At 42.8% G+C, this 21974-nt stretch carries 14 protein-coding genes, 1 pseudogene and 1 CRISPR repeat array; of the genes and pseudogenes, 13 read left to right on the forward strand and 2 right to left on the reverse strand.

Annotated elements, in window-relative coordinates; translation table 11 throughout:
* The first annotated feature begins 409 nt into the window (after positions 1 to 409).
* The 8 genes and pseudogenes from cas3 (at position 410) to BLCOC_RS27480 (ending at position 13492) form a co-directional block, all read left to right on the forward strand.
* A complete protein-coding gene (gene cas3 / locus BLCOC_RS02535; protein WP_115624282.1) occupies positions 410 to 2878 on the forward strand; it encodes a CRISPR-associated helicase Cas3' in 2469 nt (822 codons plus the stop codon).
* An 18-nt stretch (positions 2879 to 2896) separates the two neighbouring features.
* A complete protein-coding gene (gene cas5c, locus BLCOC_RS02540; RefSeq protein ID WP_115624283.1) occupies positions 2897 to 3640 on the forward strand; it encodes a type I-C CRISPR-associated protein Cas5c in 744 nt (247 codons plus the stop codon).
* On the forward strand, positions 3628 to 5610 hold the full coding sequence (cas8c, locus tag BLCOC_RS02545; protein ID WP_115624284.1) for a type I-C CRISPR-associated protein Cas8c/Csd1: 1983 nt from the start codon (positions 3628 to 3630) through the stop codon (positions 5608 to 5610). Before cas5c ends, cas8c begins: the two co-directional genes overlap by 13 nt.
* Positions 5611 to 5614: 4 nt before the next feature.
* Positions 5615 to 6469, forward strand: a complete 855-nt coding sequence (gene cas7c, locus BLCOC_RS02550; RefSeq protein ID WP_115624285.1) for a type I-C CRISPR-associated protein Cas7/Csd2 — start codon at positions 5615 to 5617, stop codon at positions 6467 to 6469.
* The gene (cas4, locus tag BLCOC_RS02555; protein WP_115625531.1) at positions 6459 to 7127 is read left to right on the forward strand and encodes a CRISPR-associated protein Cas4; all 669 of its coding nucleotides are present in this window, start codon (positions 6459 to 6461) and stop codon (positions 7125 to 7127) included. The genes cas7c and cas4 overlap by 11 nt, the downstream gene beginning before the upstream one ends.
* Entirely contained in the window at positions 7124 to 8155 is a 1032-nt protein-coding gene (cas1c, locus tag BLCOC_RS02560; protein WP_115624286.1) for a type I-C CRISPR-associated endonuclease Cas1c, read from the forward strand. The genes cas4 and cas1c overlap by 4 nt, the downstream gene beginning before the upstream one ends.
* A 9-nt stretch (positions 8156 to 8164) precedes the next feature.
* Complete coding sequence (gene cas2, locus BLCOC_RS02565; RefSeq protein ID WP_115624287.1) at positions 8165 to 8455, forward strand: CRISPR-associated endonuclease Cas2; 291 nt, start codon at positions 8165 to 8167, stop codon at positions 8453 to 8455.
* 170 nt (positions 8456 to 8625) lie between these two features.
* Positions 8626 to 11565: a CRISPR direct-repeat array (repeat unit 32 nt; unit sequence GTCACCACCTTCGCGGTGGTGTGGATTGAAAT).
* Between the two features lie 222 nt (positions 11566 to 11787).
* Positions 11788 to 13492 (forward strand): annotated as a pseudogene (locus tag BLCOC_RS27480) (AAA family ATPase).
* Positions 13493 to 13637: 145 nt separating this feature from the next.
* On the opposite strand, the gene BLCOC_RS02575 reads toward BLCOC_RS27480, so the two are convergent.
* A complete protein-coding gene (locus BLCOC_RS02575; protein WP_115624288.1) occupies positions 13638 to 14999 on the reverse strand; it encodes an MATE family efflux transporter in 1362 nt (453 codons plus the stop codon).
* A gap of 142 nt (positions 15000 to 15141) precedes the next feature.
* The gene (locus tag BLCOC_RS02580; protein ID WP_115624289.1) at positions 15142 to 15882 is read right to left on the reverse strand and encodes a lysophospholipid acyltransferase family protein; all 741 of its coding nucleotides are present in this window, start codon (positions 15880 to 15882) and stop codon (positions 15142 to 15144) included.
* A 451-nt stretch (positions 15883 to 16333) separates the two neighbouring features.
* Here BLCOC_RS02580 and BLCOC_RS02585 point away from each other — a divergent pair, with 451 nt between their 5' ends.
* The 5 genes from BLCOC_RS02585 to BLCOC_RS02605 all read left to right on the forward strand — a co-directional run bounded on the left by BLCOC_RS02585 (position 16334) and on the right by BLCOC_RS02605 (position 21899).
* The gene (locus BLCOC_RS02585; RefSeq protein WP_115624291.1) at positions 16334 to 17731 is read left to right on the forward strand and encodes an MATE family efflux transporter; all 1398 of its coding nucleotides are present in this window, start codon (positions 16334 to 16336) and stop codon (positions 17729 to 17731) included.
* A 277-nt stretch (positions 17732 to 18008) separates the two neighbouring features.
* Complete coding sequence (locus tag BLCOC_RS02590) at positions 18009 to 18419, forward strand: protease complex subunit PrcB family protein (RefSeq protein WP_018595706.1); 411 nt, start codon at positions 18009 to 18011, stop codon at positions 18417 to 18419.
* Positions 18420 to 18434: 15 nt separating this feature from the next.
* Positions 18435 to 19994, forward strand: a complete 1560-nt coding sequence (locus tag BLCOC_RS02595; protein ID WP_115624292.1) for a DUF3794 and LysM peptidoglycan-binding domain-containing protein — start codon at positions 18435 to 18437, stop codon at positions 19992 to 19994.
* Between the two features lie 340 nt (positions 19995 to 20334).
* Complete coding sequence (gene ispE / locus BLCOC_RS02600) at positions 20335 to 21228, forward strand: 4-(cytidine 5'-diphospho)-2-C-methyl-D-erythritol kinase (protein WP_256161815.1); 894 nt, start codon at positions 20335 to 20337, stop codon at positions 21226 to 21228.
* The gene (locus tag BLCOC_RS02605) at positions 21225 to 21899 is read left to right on the forward strand and encodes a GntR family transcriptional regulator (RefSeq protein WP_018595709.1); all 675 of its coding nucleotides are present in this window, start codon (positions 21225 to 21227) and stop codon (positions 21897 to 21899) included. Before ispE ends, BLCOC_RS02605 begins: the two co-directional genes overlap by 4 nt.
* The last annotated feature ends 75 nt before the right edge of the window (positions 21900 to 21974 follow it).

Here is a 21974-nt window from a genome sequence, read left to right on the forward strand (position 1 = left end):
GGAACCCTTATCCGCAAATAAATATGAACAAGTGCCTTTTGGGTACTATTGGCAGAGAAAATATTTTTGAATGTGCTTTTGATGATGCTGATGGGAGGGCTGTTGTACACGGCGTTTGGCAGACGTATTGGTATTCTGAGGATAACAGCGGCAGGGCAGGTAGTGTCATTTTGTATTGAATTTCTCCAGTAGTATATTCTTATCATCTGGCTCATGCTTTCTTTTTGCATGTTTTTGTTGCTATGAAGCCGAAAGGCTGAATAGTAACATATTTTGTTATATACTAAAACGTGAGGCTTGTAAATAAAAGATTTATATGATATTATATGGTTAATATGTATAATAAACAAGGATTAAGATTGAGAAAAGTATAAAAAGTATACAAAAATATGCGAAGGATAAGTTCTTGATGGATAAAATAAACACAAACTTTGAAAAAAATAAGTATATAGCTCATGTCATACCCGAAACAGGTGATATACAGTTTTTGGAACAGCATTTATTAAGTGTAGAAAAACTTTCCAGTGTCAACTGTCCTTTACAGTTAATGAAAAATCTGGTGGTCATTACAGCAATACTGCATGATTCCGGTAAATTTTGTTTAGAATTCCAGGATTATATGCAGGCGGTGATAGAATCTAATGGAGAAACTGTAAGGAGAAAAATCGATCATTCTACTGCAGGTGGAAGAATAGCCCTGGGCTTATTGCCGGGAACCTTGTTGGCAAAAATGATTAGTATAGCTGTGTACTGCCATCATGGGTTACAGGATTGTATCGATTTGGAATCGGCAGTATCTTTGGAGGAAGAACGACAGAAAAAGGAAATAGATATGCAGACGATCTGCAGCAGATACTTTAAACTTTATCCTGTAGAAAATTTGAAGAAGTACTGCTTGCGGGCGCAGGACGATGTGCAGATATTGAAAGACAAAATAAAAACTATAGCTAAAAGTGGTGGCAGGGAGCGTATTTATGGTACAGAAAATTTTTTCTTGGGAATGTACGAACGAATCTTGCTTTCCCTGTTATTAGACAGTGACTGGTCGGATACTGCCGCGTTTAATCAGCATGTCGATGTTACTTTCAGGAAAACAGCAGATGATACACAGAGGATTTGGAGTCAATGTATCAGGTATTTTGAAAGCTATCTTACTCAGATGAGAAAGAATAAAAAAGACAGCCCTGTTGATAAATACCGACAGGAGATTTCCGAATACTGCAGGAAAACGGCAATCACTTCATGTCGGCTTTATCGTCTTACAGTCCCAACCGGTGCAGGTAAAACACTGAGTAGCCTCAGATTTGCGCTTTATCATGCTGAAAAGTTTAAAAAGAAGCACATAATTTATGTGGCACCATACAATTCTGTGTTAGAGCAGAATGCATCTGAAATACGAGAAGCAATCGGAAAACCGGACATTGTTCTGGAACATCACTGTAATGTGGTACAGGAAAATGATGAAGATGAGGAACGTTACAGACAGTTATCAGAAAGCTGGGATTGCCCGGTTATCGTTACAACTGCGGTACAGCTTTTGAACTCGTTATATTCTTCCAGTAAAATGAGTCTCCGAAGAATGCACGTCCTATGTAATAGCGTGATCATATTTGATGAGGTGCAGGCTTTTCCGGTTAAATGTACAGAACTTTTTAATCTTGCAGTTAATTTTCTTACTTCATTTTGCAGCACGACAGTTGTTTTGTGCTCCGCAACACAGCCTTCTTTAGCAAAAATACCTCAAAATAGAGTTCTTGAATCAAAAGAAATGATAGAAAATCCTCCAATATATGTACAGGCATTTAAGAGGACAAATATTATTGATAAGACGCAACTGAAAAGTGGTGGACTTGAAGTTGAAGATTTATTGGACTTTGTTGAGGAACTAATACCGAAACAAAATAAGATTTTAATAATAGTTAACACAAAGCCATGTGCAAAAGAAGTGTTTAATGGTTTAAAAGAACGATATGGGGGACAGCAGCATCATTATTTATTTCATTTAAGTGCGAATATGTGCCCGGTTAATAGGAAATCTGTTTTAAGAAATATTAAGAAGAAATTAGATGAAAAGAAAAGTGAAGAAGATACAGTTATCTGTGTCAGCACACAGTTAGTGGAAGCCGGCGTTGACTTCTCCTTTAAATGTGTAATACGTTCAATGGCAGGTCTGGATAATATTATCCAGGCAGCGGGCAGATGCAACAGACATAGGGAGAGGGATAGCGGAGATGTATATATAGTAAAAATGTCACAAAAGGCAGAAAACCTTTCCAGAAACAGAGATATCAGAGATGCTCAGACGGCAATGGAGGAGGTCCTGTATCAATTCAACAGCCATGCGGAAATCTTTTCTGATGATCTAAGTTCACTGGAAGCAGTCACTTACTATTATAACAGATACTATTTGAAAAAAGTTGGTGTGGAGACAAATTTTCCAGCTTGTGTGAATGGGATACAAACCACATTGGTAGAATTATTGTCAAATAATCTGATAGGATATAATCGCTATGAAGCGGCTCACAAAAATGAACCTGTTAAAAGAAGTAGAATGTTAAACCAGGCATTTAAGACTGCAGGAGACATATTTGAGGTAATTGATGAAGATGGGAAAGTAAAAGTGGTTGCGGCCTATGATGGCATAGCAAAAAAAATACTGAATGAATTGGAAAATCCTTATATTGATGCGGTCAGTCGCAGAAGAAATCTAAGAGCGATTCAGGGATATACAGTTGGAATTTCAATGGCTATGAAAGATAGGTTAGGGAGAGCGGTTAGTAATATTTGCGAGGGTAGGATCCTTGTGTTGAGTGATGATTATTATGATGAAGAGACAGGGGTTTTAGAGAATCCCAAGTTAAAGAATATGTTCATGTAAGGATCAGGAGGTGAGATCATGGAGAAATTCAGGAATACTGTGGAATTTCAGGTGAGCGGTGACTATGCGTTATTTGCTAATCCTGTTATGCGTGTTGGTGGAGAAAAGTGCAGCTATCACATACCTACATACGAGGCATTAAAGGGGATTCTTCAAAGTATTTATTGGAAACCCACTTTGGTTTGGATCATAGATGCAGTGCGGGTTATGAATGGGATACAAACAGAAACGAAGGGGGTAAGGCCAATCGTATATAATGGAGGAAATGACCTGGCATATTATACATATTTAAAAAATGTGTCTTATCAGGTGAGAGCTCATTTTGAATGGAATGAAAACAGAAAAGAGCTGATTCATGACAGAAATGAAAACAAACATCATAATATTGCAAAGCGTATGGTTATGCGTGGAGGGAGAAGAGACATATTTTTAGGAACACGTGAATGTCAGGGACTTGTCCAGGAATGTGTATTTGGAGATGGAGAAAGTTATTATGATGATATGACGGGTGAAGTGGCATATGGGTTCATGTATCATGGGATAACCTACGCAGATGAGGCGGTACTGGAAGAAGATAAAGGGAAAATGACGGTACGTTTTTGGAATCCTGTAATGAAGAAGGGGGGAATAATTGAATTCCAGCGCCCAGAAAAATGTACGATAAAACGATATATTAGGCAAATGGGTATAAAATCATTTGGTGAAGGCGAGTTCACAGGATTAAAGGAATTTGAAGAGGAGGAAAGTGCTTGGATTGGGTAAGTGAGTTATGTGATTTATATGAGAAAAATAAATATTTAGCGGGCGAAATGCGGTATAAAGAACAGATTAGAAAAAATGGATTAGAAAAGATTCCACTGGTTCTGCTTCCTCCTTTTCATACTACGGTAACGGCACAGATTACGGTGACAATTAGCGAAAGTGGTGAGTTTCAAGATGCAAAACTTGTTGAAAACGAGGACAAACTTACGATTATACCAGTCACAGAGAATTCAGCCAGCCGGACTTCAACAGTAGTACCTCATCCTTTATGTGATAATATTAAATATTTGTCAGGTGATTATAAAGACTATTGCATAGAGGGTACTAAGAACGCTGAAGAGTGCTATCAGTTATATATAGAAGCCTTAAGAAGGTGGCATATCTCATTGTATTCCCATAAGAAGGTAGATGCATTATATCTGTATTTGAGTAAAAAATGTCTGATCTGGGATTTGGTGAATGAGGGTGTGCTAAAGCTGGGAGAAAACGGGAAACTATCTGAATCAGTTAAAATACAGGGGATTGAGCAGGATAAGTCATTTGTACGATTTCGTATATTAGAGGAATATCAAGGGGATGAGGATATCTTGTCTGATATAACAGGTCAATATTATTCAGAATGCTGGTTGGATCGTACTTTGCAGGAGCGATTCATTCAGTATTATCGATCTTTAATGACAGAAAAAGATATCTGTTATTTGTCGGGTAATATTGAACAGCCAACCTATTTACATTCCAAAAAAATTAGAAATGAGGGCGATAATTCTAAATTGATTTCTTCCAATGATAAGGATTATTATACTTTTCGAGGAAGATTTCATAATAAGGAGCAGGCGTTTGCTATTGGCAATGAAACATCCCAGAAGGTACATAATGCCCTAAAATGGATTATCAGAAGACAGGGGAAAAACATAGATACATTTTGTATCGTATCGTGGGAATCTGATTTGTGTCCAATGCCGGAGTGGGATTTGGATACAGACTCAATTTGCAGTCAGTATGAAGAGGATTGGGGCGAGGAGGAGGAAGAGGTTCAGGTATGGGATGGCAATCAAGCAGGAGCTTTCCAATTTAGTGCTGCACTGCTTGGATATCGACGAAAACTGGAGAATATGTCACGTATGGTACTAATGGCATTTGATGCGGCAACTACGGGCCGACTTGCGCTGGTAGAGTACAAGAATCTGGAGACATCACGATATCTGGATAATATAAAATATTGGCATAAAGAGTGTGAATGGCTGCATTTAAAGTTTAAGGAGGGTGGTTCTTATTACTATAAAGGGATGGTTGGTGTGAAAGAAATTGCCGATATAATTTATGGTACAGAGCAGAATGGAATACTTTCTCTGGGAAATAAAAGTAAGTTATATGGTCAGATTTACAGGCGTTTGATTCCTTGTATATGGGACCAGATGGATGTGCCGTTTGATATGGTAAATCTTGCAGTATCCAGAGCGTCATCACCTGTATCCTATGAAAAGAGGTATAACTGGGAGCGGACATTATCACTGGCATGCTCCCTTGTAAAAAAGATGAAAAAGCAGCAAAACCCAAAGGAGGTATGGACATTGGCATTGAATAGAAAAAGCCGGGACAGGAATTATTTATATGGAAGGCTGTTGGCAGTTGCGGACCGGGTGGAATATAGGACATTTGATAAAAAGGACAGAGATGCGAACAGGGAAACCAATGCCAGAAGGTATATGAGCATGTTTTCACAGCGGCCATATGAGACATGGAAGATAATAGAGGAGAGTTTAGCACCATATTTTTCGAAGTTAAAGTATCAGGAGAAAATTTATTATTGCAAACAGTTAGAAGAAATTTGTGAGTTGTTTGATGAGGAAACTTTTAAGGATAACAGCAAATTAGATGGGCTTTATTTGTTGGGATTTCATAGTGAGTCCTATGAGCTGAGAAATAAGGAAGCGGATAAAGCGCAAGATATAACAAGTGAGGAGGAATAAAAATATGAGCGATTTAATGGGAAAAATTGATTTTACATTATTTATTTCAGCATTAAATGCAAATCCTAATGGTGATCCGTTAAATGGAAACAGGCCGCGTGTAAATTTAGATGGATATGGGGAGATTTCTGACGTGTGTTTAAAGAGAAAAATCCGAAATCGTCTACAGGATTTGGGAGGACGGATTTTTGTACAGTCAGATGACCGTTCCGATGATTCCTACACTAGTTTGAGGGATAGAGCAGAAGGGTGTAAAGAGCTTAAGATTGAAATGGATAAAAAGAAAAAGGCAAACCGTGATATATTTGCGAAAATTGCATGCAGGGAATGGATAGATGTGCGGAGTTTTGGCCAGGTGTTCGCTTTTAAGGGGGATGATGTATCAGTAGGGGTCAGAGGCCCCGTATCTATACATCAGGCTGTTAGTCTTTCTCCCGTGGATGTAATTAGTATGCAGATAACAAAAAGTGTAAATAGTGAATCTGGAAAAGACAGCAAAGCATCAGATACAATGGGAACAAAACATAGAGTAGGGTTTGGGGTATATAAAGTGCAGGGAAGCGTCAATGTACAGCTTGCCGAAAAAACAGGATTTACACATGAAGATGCACAGTTATTAAAAGAAGCATTAAAGACGTTGTTTGAAAATGATGCATCGTCTGCCAGACCGGAAGGCAGTATGGAGGTCTGTAAACTTTATTGGTGGCAGCATAAAGATAAGACACCGGCTGTTTCTTCTGGAAAAATACAGAGGGCATTCAGGATTGAAAAAGTGGAACACCCGAAGTCATTTGAAGATTATAAAATCCATTGGGAACCCTTGGGATGTGTTGAACCGGAGGTGTATGATTTTGTATGATGAGGATAATTTCCTGCAGTTATCCGGTGTCCAGCATTTTGCATTTTGCAGAAGACAGTGGGCTTTGGCATATATAGAACTTCAATGGCAGGAAAATGTCCGTACTGCGGAGGGCAGAATACTACATGAAAAAGCCCATGATGTGAGCGCTAAGGAAAAGAGAGGGGAGTTAATTGTTTCAAGAGCAATGCCCGTCCATTCACGAGTGTTGGGTATCAGTGGTGAATGTGATGTAGTGGAATTCCACAAAAGTCAGGAAGGTATTACATTATCAGGCAGAGATGGGAAATATATTGTTATACCTATAGAATATAAACGTGGTGAGCCAAAGGCAAATGATGCAGATAAAATGCAGCTAATGGCTCAGGCTCTCTGCCTGGAAGAAATGCTATACTGTGAGATCCCTATGGGATATTTATTTTACGGTGAAATACGCCGGAGAGAAAAAGTGGAGTTTAGTGAGGAGCTAAGAGAAAAAACAAAAGGTGCTTTCGCTGAAATGCATCAGTATTATGAGCGTGGATATACACCGAAAGTAAAGCGTACCAAGAGCTGCAATGCATGTTCTTTGAAAGATATTTGTCTTCCGGTCTTAAATAAGGGGAAATCTGCAGCGGATTATATAATAAAAAATATTTCGGAGGTGGAAGATGGATGAAAAGGCTGTTGAATACCTTGTATGTAACTTCTAATAACCGGTATCTGTCCCTGGATGGGGAAAATGTAGTTGTTTTAGAAGAACAAAAAGAAATTGGTCGTGTACCTTTACATAATCTTGAATCTATTGTAACCTTCGGATATACTGGCGCAAGCCCCGCTCTTATGGGAGCATGTGCTAAAAGGAATATCGATCTGTGTTTTATGTCTGGAAACGGGAGGTTTCTTGCGCGGGTTTCAGGTGAAGTGCGCGGAAATGTTTTATTAAGAAAACAGCAGTATAAGATAAGCGGAGATAAGGAGCAAAGTCTCTGTATTGCAAGAGATTTTATTACAGGCAAAGTATACAATTCCAGATGGGTATTAGAAAGGGCATCTAGGGATTATTCTATGAGGCTGGATTCCGTATTGCTTAAGAAAAAATCTTCCATGCTGGCGGATAATCTTCATGCTGTGAGAAAATGTAAGAATGCATCAGAACTATTAGGAATAGAAGGAGAATCCGCTTCCCTATATTTTTCAGTATTTGATGATTTGATCCTTCAGCAAAAGGAAGACTTTTACTTTAAAGGAAGAAATAAAAGGCCACCGCTTGACCGTGTTAATGCGATGCTTTCTTTTACGTACTCTCTTCTTGCCGGGATGTGCGGCTCAGCTTTAGAATCGGTTGGGTTAGACCCATACGTTGGGTTTATGCATACAGACAGACCAGGCAGAATGTCATTGGCTTTAGATCTGATGGAAGAATTTCGTAGTGTGATGGCCGACCGTTTTGTTCTTACATTGATAAATAAACGTATTGTAAAAAAAGAAGGATTTATTCAAAAGGAAAATGGAGCAGTGGTGCTGGACGATGAAACCAGGAAATCTTTTTTATCTGCCTGGCAGGCTAAAAAACAAGAAATGATAAAACATCCGTTTTTAGAGGAGAAAATTGAATGGGGGATGGCACCGTATGTTCAAGCCTTGTTACTTGCCCGCTATATAAGAGGAGATTTAGATGAATACCCTCCGTTTTTTTGGAAGTAGGTGATATGATTGCTGGTTCTTATTACATATGATGTAAATACAGAAACAGATGCAGGAAAAAGAAGACTTAGAAAGGTTGCAAAACAGTGTGTTAATTATGGGCGAAGAGTGCAGAACTCAGTATTTGAGTGCATTCTTGATAATGCTCAATGCGTTTCTTTAAAAGCTATTTTAGAAGGAATTATTGATAAGGAGGTTGATAGTCTCAGATTTTATTACCTAGGAAATAACTATAAGACTAAAGTGGAACATTTTGGTGTGGATAGGGGAACTGCGGCTGATTCGACTTTGATTTTTTAGTGCGAATCCCAAGCTGACACAAAAATCTTGGGTCATTCGCACCTAAGAATGTGTCGAAAAGTAAATGGATTATATAACAACTGGTAGATGGTAATGATTTTATTATCATAATAATAAGAAAATTAGTATTTTTATACAAAAACATCAGAGGAAAATTAGATGTTTTTGCTGTCACCACCTTCGCGGTGGTGTGGATTGAAATGGCGTATATCTGTACAGTTATGCAGATACGGATGCGTCACCACCTTCGCGGTGGTGTGGATTGAAATGGCATTCTTTTTCTTTTTGGCATATTACCATCCGTCACCACCTTCGCGGTGGTGTGGATTGAAATATGCCTATCTGTTTCAGCTCTCGTTCAGTCATAGTCACCACCTTCGCGGTGGTGTGGATTGAAATGACTTGACGGTTCAGCAGGCGCTTGCGGATATCGGTCACCACCTTCGCGGTGGTGTGGATTGAAATATTCTATAGGCAGCTGATGATGATTATTAAGTACGTCACCACCTTCGCGGTGGTGTGGATTGAAATGGCCAATCCCTGCATAAAGTCCGGCATCCAGGACGTCACCACCTTCGCGGTGGTGTGGATTGAAATATGAGGGAATGTTTTCTGGCCGTGGTCACGAATGTCACCACCTTCGCGGTGGTGTGGATTGAAATGCCCAGCGTTTCCTGGATGATTGAAATGTAATTGGTCACCACCTTCGCGGTGGTGTGGATTGAAATAATCTGATCTTACCCATACCTTTCACCTATCCCTGTCACCACCTTCGCGGTGGTGTGGATTGAAATGCAATGGAGTGGGGGAGACAGACACGCCACGTATCGTCACCACCTTCGCGGTGGTGTGGATTGAAATAAGGCAGATAACAGAAGGGGCAGAAGAGAATGCCAGGTCACCACCTTCGCGGTGGTGTGGATTGAAATACCGTAATTTCCTATCACCACAGTGGTGAAAATAGTCACCACCTTCGCGGTGGTGTGGATTGAAATGATGAGTATGGTGCGCCCTCAATGTCTCCTGCTAGTCACCACCTTCGCGGTGGTGTGGATTGAAATGTGAGCATATTAAAGGTCTCTTCCCAATTGAGCGTGTCACCACCTTCGCGGTGGTGTGGATTGAAATATCTACCTCGTTGTAGGTGTAGGATATCCTGTCGCGTCACCACCTTCGCGGTGGTGTGGATTGAAATATAAGATCTTCGAGATAGAAGGCAATGTGGAACGGTCACCACCTTCGCGGTGGTGTGGATTGAAATATGTCTGATGAGTGTTACAAGATGGCTACGACAGGTCACCACCTTCGCGGTGGTGTGGATTGAAATGATAATAAGGTGATGTCATGGAAAAAATGGAATTGTCACCACCTTCGCGGTGGTGTGGATTGAAATATACCGCGGAATCCTTATTTTCATGGTCACTTCGTCACCACCTTCGCGGTGGTGTGGATTGAAATAAAATTGATAATTAAGTATTGACAATGCCACAGTGTCACCACCTTCGCGGTGGTGTGGATTGAAATATAACGAAAACCGTAAATTATGTGATCTGGACAGTCACCACCTTCGCGGTGGTGTGGATTGAAATGTTAAAGGAAAGCTCTAAAGATTGGACTAGGCGGTCACCACCTTCGCGGTGGTGTGGATTGAAATATGAAAAGATGTACGGTGCCGGAACAGCAGCTTAGGTCACCACCTTCGCGGTGGTGTGGATTGAAATATGATGACATTTCAAAGTATGGAGATTTTAACTGGTCACCACCTTCGCGGTGGTGTGGATTGAAATAATTTGCAGAGCAGGAGATGCGCGGTATTCCGATGTCACCACCTTCGCGGTGGTGTGGATTGAAATGCCTTGTCCTCTTCGTAGCTGTATATGATATCCCGTCACCACCTTCGCGGTGGTGTGGATTGAAATGAAAACATGACAGAGGAAGAAGCCAAAGCCCTTACGTCACCACCTTCGCGGTGGTGTGGATTGAAATGAAATATCCGACCTGGACCCAGAATCGGAATTATAGTCACCACCTTCGCGGTGGTGTGGATTGAAATCTTCGATTCTAGTAGTTAATCTGCCTGAAAGATCGTCACCACCTTCGCGGTGGTGTGGATTGAAATAAAACACGCTCCTCAGCGATTAGTTAGATAAAAAGTCACCACCTTCGCGGTGGTGTGGATTGAAATACGATGTGGCTATACAGAGCTAAGACTTCGGGAGTCACCACCTTCGCGGTGGTGTGGATTGAAATACAACAACAACAGTTACAAATGCTTGCGAGGCGTCACCACCTTCGCGGTGGTGTGGATTGAAATAATAATTTTGTACCATCTTCGTTATCGATACGTTGTCACCACCTTCGCGGTGGTGTGGATTGAAATGAAGGTATATCGCATTTTGAGTCCACTCTCGCTCGTCACCACCTTCGCGGTGGTGTGGATTGAAATTCTGTGTTCAATTCTGCATCTCCAAGTTTCTTCCGGTCACCACCTTCGCGGTGGTGTGGATTGAAATAAAGGCGTATTTCCCATTGGTATTGTTGCCCAGGGTCACCACCTTCGCGGTGGTGTGGATTGAAATGGAGAAACGCCGGAGGCGGAAGCCCAGCTCGCGCGTCACCACCTTCGCGGTGGTGTGGATTGAAATGAGCGATGATGCGACTGCATACATATTCAAATTTGTCACCACCTTCGCGGTGGTGTGGATTGAAATGTATTGTCATACACCAACCGCACAAAACTGGTGTCGTCACCACCTTCGCGGTGGTGTGGATTGAAATGTGATAATGCTGTCATCATGACCAAGGCGCCGAGAGTCACCACCTTCGCGGTGGTGTGGATTGAAATATTTCCAGCTTGCTGCCGTATATGCCACCTGTGCCTGTCACCACCTTCGCGGTGGTGTGGATTGAAATAACGAAGAGCCCATCTGCATTGGCCTCTTCTTGTGTCACCACCTTCGCGGTGGTGTGGATTGAAATATACGCCGCAGGCGGCACAACACAGATGCTGGATGTCACCACCTTCGCGGTGGTGTGGATTGAAATATCAATAGAAGATCTCACAGCATATGAAAACGCGTCACCACCTTCGCGGTGGTGTGGATTGAAATGCAATACTATAACCCTTTTCTGTATTTGCCAAGTTTTTACCTTCGCAATAGTGCATAATGAAGCCGTCGAAATTTAAGACTGAAGTGTTACCACCCTTACAAAGGTGTGAATAGAAATTATATTCAGTCAAGTGTTCCAGGCCGCATCAGTGAGTAGTAAAGTGAACCATAAGAAATATGACTAAGTGAATATGGTTTTTCAGAAAGGGGTGTGCATAAGAAATGAATGAAAATATTAAAAAGAAACTTCCCATTGGAATAGAGAGTTTTGATAAAATCCGAACAGAAGATTTTTATTATATTGATAAAACTGGGCTCATTAAAGAACTTCTATACAATTGGGGTGAAGTTAATCTTTTTACGCGCCCAAGACGTTTTGGAAAATCTCTTAACATGAGCATGCTGAAAAGTTTTTTTGAAATAAGCACCGATAAAGAGTATAAAAAAAATCTGTTTGGAGGGTTGGATATTTCAGATGAAAGAGATTTATGTAAGGCATATATGGGAGAATTCCCGGTTATTTCAATCAGTTTAAAAGGTGTAAACGGTACTGATTTTTCGGCTGCACGCTCTATGATGAGTTCAATCATTGGAAATGAAGCTTTGAGATTCTACTTTTTGTCAGGAAGTCCTAAACTAAACGAAAAGGAAAAGAAACAATTTGATCAGCTGACAGAGATAGATGAAAGTAACTGCCAAGGTTTTATTATGTCCGATACAGTGCTGATAAGCAGTTTAAAGGTTTTATCTATGCTGCTTCAAAAGCATTATGAGAAAAAGGTTATCATACTGATTGATGAGTATGATGTCCCTTTAGCGAAGGCATTTGACAATGGCTATTATGACGAGATGGTGTTATTGATACGAAACCTGTTTGAACAGGCCCTGAAAACGAATGACAGCCTGCAGTTTGCTGTATTAACCGGATGTCTTCGTGTATCAAAGGAAAGCATTTTTACGGGGCTGAATAATTTAAAGGTACTTTCTATTGCGGATGTGAGGTTTGACGAGTATTTTGGATTTACAGACAAGGAAGTGCAGGAGCTTTTAAAATACTACGAACTTACTGAGTTCTACAGTATAGTGAAAGAGTGGTATGATGGGGTACTGCTTTGGAAAAGTGCATATTTATTGTCCGTGGGATGTGATATGTTATTGTGATGAACTCAGGTTTGATCCAAAAGCACTGCCAAAGGATTATTGGTCAAATACCAGCAGTAATGAGGTCGTCAGGCATTTTATAGAAAATGCAGAAACAAACACAACAAAGCGTGAAATAGAGCGTCTTGTAGCAGGTGATATAATTAAAAAATAAATCCGCCAGGAACTGACTTATCGGGAGCTATATAATAACACGGAAAACATCTGGAGTGTTTTGTATACAACGGGCTATCTGACTCAGCAGGGAGAACCGGATGGAGATATATTTAGTCTGGCAATTCCAAATCAGGAGGTCAGAAAGATATTCACCAAGCAGATCACAGATTGGTTTCGGGATACAGCAAAGAAGGATGGAGAAGCAGTTTAATTCCTATCTCAGGAAGACCATCAGTATCAGGGACACCTTTGTTAAAAAGGACAGAAAAGAAAACTTTTATAATGGGATTCTGCTGGGATTGCTTGGCTTTAAAGGAATTGGAATGTATGGTCTAATCGTGAATCCGGTGAAGGCTATAGTGATATCCTTGTAGAAATTGAAGAGAAGGATATGGGGATTGTAGTTGAAGTGAAGTATTCTGATGATGAAAATCTTGAGGCCGGGTGTAAACAGGCGTTGAAGCAGATAGAGGACAAAAATTATGTTCAAGAACTTCAGGAACTTGGTTTAAATCATATATTGAAATTTGGGATAGCGTGTTATAAAAAACGATGTAAAGTGATTAGTTTAATGGAAAATAATTATTATCAAAAAGTATTATTATTTTAGCCTAAAATAAGAGGCAAGAGAGGGAGGTGCGGAGAGTCGGTGATGCGGACATTTTAACAGACCCTCATAGACTAGCTAAGCTGATGATCCGAGACTGCGTCCGCACCCCCACTATGCTCCATAGGACTCAAACGCAATTACCCCCTTACATTACCTTTTCAACCTTTTCCCATTTCCCTCTCCACCTTCCCGTCAAATACCACCCAAACGATATCACATAGTTAGCCGCCCATCCCATAGGTACAGCCATCCACGCCACCTGTATTCCATACACCGGTGCGAACACATTAGTCACGATCACCCGGATAGACAGGTTGACAAGATTAGCCACTGTAAAAGCCTTCACATCTCCGGCCCCGCGCAGCAGACCGTCTGTGGAGGCCTTCAGCCCGATAAAAGCGTAGAAGAAGGAAAGAAATTTCACATAGTCAAGCCCCGTCTGAAAAGCAGCGCTTCCATTCCCGGCATCTAAAAATGCAGAGACAAACACATTCCCAAACAACTGATAAAGGACACACAAAAACGCCCCGGCACTCAGGACTGCCGCATAGCACATCCGATATCCCTTCTTTACCCGTTCCAGTTGTCCGGCTCCCACATTTTGGGCCGTAAACGTGGACATGGCATTTCCCATTGCCAGCATAGGCACAATACTGATGGACTCAATCCGCATCCCCGCGGAGTAACCGGCCAGTATAGAGGCACCGAAGCTGTTCACCACTGACTGGACCAGCAGGATGCCGATCTGCACAATCGACTGCTGTATAATAGAAGGAACCGCAATGCGCACCATGGAAAACATCAGCCCGGTGTCATACAGCCGCCAATGTTCATCTGTTTCATACTTCTTTAATTTCCGCAGAAGCAGCCAAAAGGATATGACAGCAGACACTCCCTGGGCGATCAGCGTCCCTATGGCAACCCCTCTTACGCCCTGCTGAAACCGGATGACAAACACCATATCCAGAAAAATATTCAGCAGAGAGGAAAATATCAGCAGATAAAGCGGTGTCCTGGAATCTCCCAGAGCATTGAAGATGGACGCTTCCACATTATACATAAATAAAAAGGGCAGTCCGGCAAAATAAATCGCCAGATAGAGTGCTGCATCCGAAAATACCTCTTGGGGCGTATTCACCCATCCTAAAATCCTGTGATTCAGAAAAAGGCCCAAAGCCCCAAGACAGATACTTACCACGAAAAAGTTGATTAATGTGGTGAAAACAGCAGTCCTCATCTTGCCTTTCTGTCCTGCTCCAAGGCATTGAGAGATGATCACCGAGCTTCCGATGCCTCCCCCGATGGCAATGGCAATAAACACATTAGTGATGGCATAAGAAGCCCCAACTGCGGCAAGCGCCCGCTCCCCCACGAAGTTTCCCACGATCACAGAATCCGCTATATTGTAAAACTGCTGAAAAAGATTTCCTAAAATCATAGGCAGGGCAAAAAGCAGCAGAGAGCGCCCGGGTGGGTCAGTCAGCATGTTGTATGTTTTTTTCTTCATAAATCTTTTGTTCCTCTCATTTTTGGTATTTTCCTACTGTTAAATTCAGAAACGCTGCCTCGGTTTTCTTCCATATAATAATAGAATAACCGAAACAGCGTTTTTTACGATAAACTGCAGCATAAACTATAGAATTTTATTTTTAGAAGCTTTCTCTGTGTTTTTTCAGCATATTCAAAATAGTTTCCTGCGTATATGTTCCCAGACGTTTCTTATCTTCCTTTGGCAGCCGGTCCGGATAAATGGGAGTTCCGTATTCCACGATCACCTTAGCAGGCTTGATCTTAGGAAAATGAGCCTCAAAAATCTCAGCGGAATTTGTGATCGCTATAGGGATGATCGGACATCCGGATTTCGTGGCAATCTTAAAGCTTCCTTCATGGAAGGGCAGCATTTCCAGCTCACTTTCATTTTTATTCCTGGTCCCTTCGGGGAAGATACAGATGGAAATACCGTTTTTTGCCTTGTCGATGGCAGTCAGTATGGTTTTCATACCGGCTTTAATGTCCGTTCTGTCCAGAAACAGACAGTGCAGGTACTTCATCCAGTTAGACAGCAGCGGAATCGGCTCCATTTCTTTTTTGGCAACATATCCGGTCAGATCCGGGCACATAACATAGGTGAGGAGAATATCAAAAAAACTTCTGTGATTTCCTATGTAAAGCACAGCCGTGTCACTGGGAACATTTTCATGGCCGATGATCTCAATATCAGAACCGGTAATTTTAAGTACACATCGGAAAACAGCCTGGACGATACGCAGTGAACTGATATCCTTTGCCCTCTGGTTGAATTTGCCGATCACCCATTCTGCCAGCAGAATCGGTATTGATAAAATGAGAAATCCTACAACTACAATACATACGAGAATAAAGCGAAACATAACACTCACCTTTCTATACCGTTTGGTATACATTATTGGATAAGAAACCAGATATGCTGTCCGCATACCTGGCCGGGAATTTTATTTATTATGCGGCACACTGGAAGTGCCGTGAGTCACAGGATGGCATTTCAGTCATACTTTAATGTACCGTGTGACTGTACTGCCTCCGGGCAGGCGAACAAAAGGGTGCCTCCGATACCTGGAACTCTTCTATATTATACGGAAAACAGGAAAGGGATGCAAGCCATATTTAACCTTAATATACAGAAAATACAGAACTTGGGCCGCAGGCGGTTTCTCATTTACCGAGATTTCTGCAAATCTTGTTATTCTAACGAAAATTCCCGTAAAAAATCGTCATTATATTCCATATTATTTTCTTTACAAAGAAGTTTTCCTGTAGTAAGTTATGTAGTATATCGCTGATTTTAGGGGGGCTTAGAGAAAAATGGGAAAGACCGGAGTGATGAAGAAGTTCATCGGAGACAAAAATTTTTATAAGATGATTCTTGCTATAGCCGTACCTATTATGATACAGAATGGCATCACCAATTTCGTAGGCCTTCTGGACAACATCATGGTAGGCAGGATCGGCACGGAGCAGATGTCAGGTGCGGCAATTGTAAACCAGCTTATTTTCGTGTATAACCTCTGTATCTTCGGAGGGGTTTCAGGTGCGGGTATTTTTACTGCGCAGTATTTTGGACAGAAGGATAATGAGGGAGTCCGCAATACCTTCCGGTATAAATTGTGGATGGCTCTGATACTTACAGTGGGAACTGTTGTGGTTTTCCTCATTGGAGGCGAACAGCTCATCAGCATGTACCTTCATGGGGAGGGCAGTGTGGAGAATCTGGCAGCCACACTGGCCTATGGAAAACAATATCTTTACATTATGCTTATAGGGCTTCCGCCTTTCATGATGGTTCAGGTATATGCCAGTACGCTGCGTGAGTGCGGAGAGACCGTTACGCCCATGAAGGCCGGTATCACAGCCGTTGCCATCAACCTGGTATTCAACTACATATTGATCTATGGAAAGTTTGGTTTTCCGGCATTGGGCGTCCGCGGTGCGGCGATCGCAACCGTATTCTCCAGATATGTGGAGGCAGCCATAGTTATTCACTGGACCCACAAGCATAAAGAGGTGAATCAGTACATTGAAGGCCTGTACAGCACGCTGAAGGTTCCGGCGATGCTGACAAAGAAGATCCTGATCAAGGGAACACCTCTTCTCCTGAACGAGGCCCTCTGGGCAGCCGGTATGGCCATGCTGACGCAGTGCTATTCCATCAGAGGATTAAATGTAGTTGCGGGTCTGAACATTGCCAATACCATCAACAATGTATTTAATATCGTATTTATAGCCCTGGGAGATTCTGTAGCCATTGTGGTAGGTCAGCTTCTGGGTGCCGGCAAGATGAAGGAAGCCCGGGATACAGATACTAAGATGATAGCGTTTTCCGTCTTCTGCTGTACCTGTGTTGCATTGCTGATGCTTGTGCTTGCGCCGCTCTTCCCCAAGCTCTACAACACCAATCCTGAGGCAAGAGAGCTGGCAAAATACTTTATCATGGCAACCGCGGTCTTTATGCCGCAGAACGCGTTTCTTCACGCCGCTTATTTCACCTTACGTTCAGGTGGAAAAACCATTGTTACCTTCTTGTTTGACAGTGTGTTCATCTGGTGCGTGAGTGTGACCATAGCATTCTCTCTGAGCCGTTTCACCCTCATGCCGGTAGTGGCGATCTATATACTGGTGCAGATGGGAGATATGATAAAATGTCTGATCGGCTTCATACTGGTGAAAAAAGGAGTATGGCTGCAAAATATTGTGGCCAATTAAATACGCAGATAGGAAGTCTGATTACAAGATAGTAAGGCAGCAGGAGAAAGCAGTGTGAATACGGTGTCCAATTCTTAAAATATGGCATACCCGGTATTTTCTTTCCAGAGAATCCGGGCGTGCCTTATTTTTTTGCCTGCAAGATGAAAAATACTTCTATCCAAGTCTTTTGGATGGATTTTGCTGTCCCTCTTTTGAAAATTTCTTTGTCATAATCCATTTTTTCCCCACATACACTATTGCTAAGAGCACCAAAACCAAAGGCGGCCTCCCAACATTGAAAAAATTAATCCTAACACTATGTTTTATCTGCCTCCTGACACTCCCTCTGACCTCCTGCAGCATAGAAAAAGTCAAAGCCCAGGACGGAGTCAAGCCGGAGTACACAGTGATGAAGGAAGAGGATTTTCCTGATAAAGTCAAGGAACTGATAGAAGAAAACAAAGAATCAGAATTCCAGCTTACATATCAGGACGGTTCCTATCTATACCTTCTCAAAGGCTACGGCAAACAAGAGACTGGAGGATACAGTATCCAAATTGAGGACTTGTCCCTCTGGGACAATGCCATCCATCTACAGACTACCCTAATAGGGCCGGAAGAGGACAAAGATCTAAAAGACGAGCCATCCTATCCATATCTGGTGGTAAAAATGAAATATCGGGAAGAACCGGTAATTTTTGAATAGAAAAGAGGGCTTATTGTGGAATTAATAACAAAACAGATGCGTATGATGCATACAAAATGTGAAGCTGTCAGCCAGATTACCTTTGATGAGGATTTAAATGTGCCGGATATTAAGCCGGACGTAGGCCGGATGATCCAGAAAAAGGGTGAGATCCACATAGATGATGTCCAGATATCCGAGGGCCACGCGTTCCTGACCGGAGCTTTGATGGTCTATCTCCTCTATGTCAGTGACAGTGAGGAGCGAAGGATACAAAGTCTTCTCGGCACGCTCCCCATAGGGGAAACCATGCACCTGGAGGGCCTGGAAAACGGTGACAAAGTCCGGGTGAAATGGGATATCGAGGACCTGAGTGTCCAGCTTATCAATTCCAGAAAGCTGAACATCAAAGCCTTGGTAACCTTCACCGCGTCAGTGGAGGAGATGCAGGAGACAAATCTCCCCGCAGGTGTGGACGCGGAGGGCATTTCCCAGAAAAAAAAGGACATCTCTGTCATGGGGATCGCGGTGCATAAAAAGGACACCCTGCGGGTCAAGGAGGATATCGCCCTGGCCTCCAACAAGCCCAATATCCATGAACTTCTATGGAACACAGTGGAAGTCCGTGGTATGGATATCCGGGCAGAAAATGATAAGATAGGTGTAAAAGGAGAACTCTTTATATTCGCATTGTACCGTGGGGACGATGACAACAATTCCCTGCAATGGCTGGAGCATTCGGTTCCCTTCTATCAGGAATTGGAATGTGTGGGCTGCACTGTGGATATGGTGCCCAACATAGAGGTGACCATGCCCCAAAGCAAATTGGAGGTAAAAACAGACAGTGACGGGGAGGAGCGCCTCATAGGTGTGGATGCTGTCCTGGAATTAGAGATGAAAATTTATGAGGAGGAGGAAATGTCCCTGCTTCTGGACGTATATACCCCTTTAAAGGAATGCGTCCCTATCCGTGAAAATAAAAAGCTGGAAAGCCTCCTGGTTAAAAATAATTCCAAATGCAGAGTGGGAGACCGCATTAAAATGGAACAGAACCAGGGGAAAATCCTGCAGATCTGCCACAGCGACGGCAACGTTAAGGTAGACGATACCCATCCTGTGGAGAACGGCATAGAGGTGGAGGGCATCATCCAGGTGAGGATTCTCTATATCATAGGGGATGACGATATGCCGTTCTATTCCATGGATGCCATGATTCCCTTCTCCCATGTGGTGGAAGCTCCGGGTATAGGGAAAAATTGTACCTATCATCTGAGAACGGATCTGGAACAACTGTCCACTACTATGATCGACAGTGATGAGATAGAGGTAAAAATAGTCATGAATCTGAATGCCCTTGTGCTGAAGCAGACAGATACAGGCATAATCCGGGAAATAGAAGAGCGGGAGCTGGATAAGGAGAAGCTCCAGAATATGCCCGGAATCGTGGGATATCAGGTACAGCCCCAGGATACGCTCTGGGATATCGCCAAGAAATTTTACACTACGATTGAAACCATTGTGCAGCTCAATGATCTGGAAAGTGATGAGGTTAAGCCATATGACACCCTGATATTGACTAAAAAAGTAGAATCCTAGAGCCTGTTTGAAAGATTATTACGAAAATTTTAAAGAGACATCTCGGTATTCAGCGGGCAGGTACATTTTCCGTGCTGACCGCAGGAAAGCAGTTTTTGCATACTGTGAACAGTTACTTGAACAGCAACATATTATTTTTAGGTGTTGAAAAAAGGAGGCATATCGTATAGAATAAAGTGTATAAAAACGAATACAATATACAATAAACATCTGTGACCATTCATAACCTTCTTTTATACCGCTTTGTGATGCACAGTTCAGCGGTGTATGGCGGGGCAGGGGATGCTCAATGGCTGCAGGTAGTCAACGATTCGCTTTAGATACACTCTGGAGCGCAAGAATGGAAATACAGGAGATAAAAATGAGATTAAGGGCACTGGCGAAAATTAATCTGGGATTGGATGTAGTCAGAAAACGTGAGGATGGCTATCATGAGGTCCGCATGATCATGCAGACCATTAACATGTATGACCAGTTAGAAATTGATATCAAAGAGGAACCGGGGATTTCCATTACTACAAATCTGCCGTTTATCCCCACAAACGAGAACAATCTTGTCTATAAAGCAGCGCAGCTTTTGATGGATGAGTTCAAAGTGGAAAAAGGGATAACTGTGGATCTGCAGAAATTCATACCGGTCGCTGCCGGCATGGCAGGCGGGAGTTCGGATGCCGCCGCCGCCATGATCGGAGTGAACCGACTGTTCGGACTGGGGCTTACTGTGCGGGAGCTTATGGAGCGGAGCGTGAAAGTCGGTGCGGATGTTCCGTACTGTCTGCTTCGCGGCACTGCGCTTGCAGAGGGGATCGGAGAGAAGCTGCGTGCTCTGCCGCCCTGTCCGGACTGCTATGTGTTGATTGGAAAGCCGCCTGTCAGCGTGTCAACGAAATTTGTCTATGAGAAGCTGGATGCATCGGAGATAGAGCATCATCCGGAGATAGACAGAATGCTGGAGGGGCTTCAATGGCACAATTTGAACAGGATTGCCGAACATATGGGAAATGTTCTTGAGAGCGTGACAATTCCGGCATACCCTGTGATCGAGGAGATCAAACAACATATGAAGGACCACGGCGCGGTCAATGCCATGATGAGCGGCAGCGGTCCTACGGTCTTCGGACTCTTTGATGATAAGGCGACAGCGGAGCAGGCCTGTGAGGCACTGCGCGAGACTAAGATCGCCAGAACCGTTTTTTTGACTACTGTATTCAATAATGGAGGAAGACACAGATGACAACGGATTTGGAAATGCATATGGATGAATACCTTCCGCTGCGGGATGTGGTTTTCAATACTCTGCGGAGGGCGATATTAAAAGGAGATTTAAAACCCGGTGAGCGGCTTATGGAGATTGCCCTGGCGGAGAAGCTGGGGGTGAGCAGGACTCCTATCCGGGAAGCTATCAGGAAACTGGAGCTGGAAGGCCTGGTAGTTATGGCGCCCAGAAAAGGCGCAAAGGTGGCGTCCATCACAGAGCGTGATCTGAATGATGTGTTGGAGGTCAGAAAGGGCATGGAAGAACTGGCTATCCGTCTGGCCTGTGAGCGGATCACGCCGGAGGAGCTGGATGAATTGGACAAGGTGGAGCATAAATTCCTGAGCCTGACCGAGAACGGGGATCTGACCCAGCTTGCGGAGATGGATGTGGCCTTTCATGACATTATATACAATGCCACCAACAACAAAAGGCTGGTACAGCTGCTTAGCAACCTCAGGGAACAGATGTACCGCTACCGCATCGAATATCTGAAGGATATTGCGGTGCGCCGTACCCTTGCCCAGGAGCACAGGGCGATCTGTGAGGCGCTGCGCAAAAAGGACAAGGAGTCCGCGCTGAAATATGTCTATGTCCATGTGGACAATCAGCAGAAGGCTATCATCAAAAGCCTGAACGAGCAGGAGTGATTCCGTCCCATAACCCACGGAACACGGGTACTGTAAGGTATATTAATAGAAGAAATGGATATTCTAAGAGAGATG

Source organism: Blautia coccoides (genome assembly GCF_034355335.1).
GTDB classification, from domain to species: domain Bacteria; phylum Bacillota; class Clostridia; order Lachnospirales; family Lachnospiraceae; genus Blautia; species Blautia producta.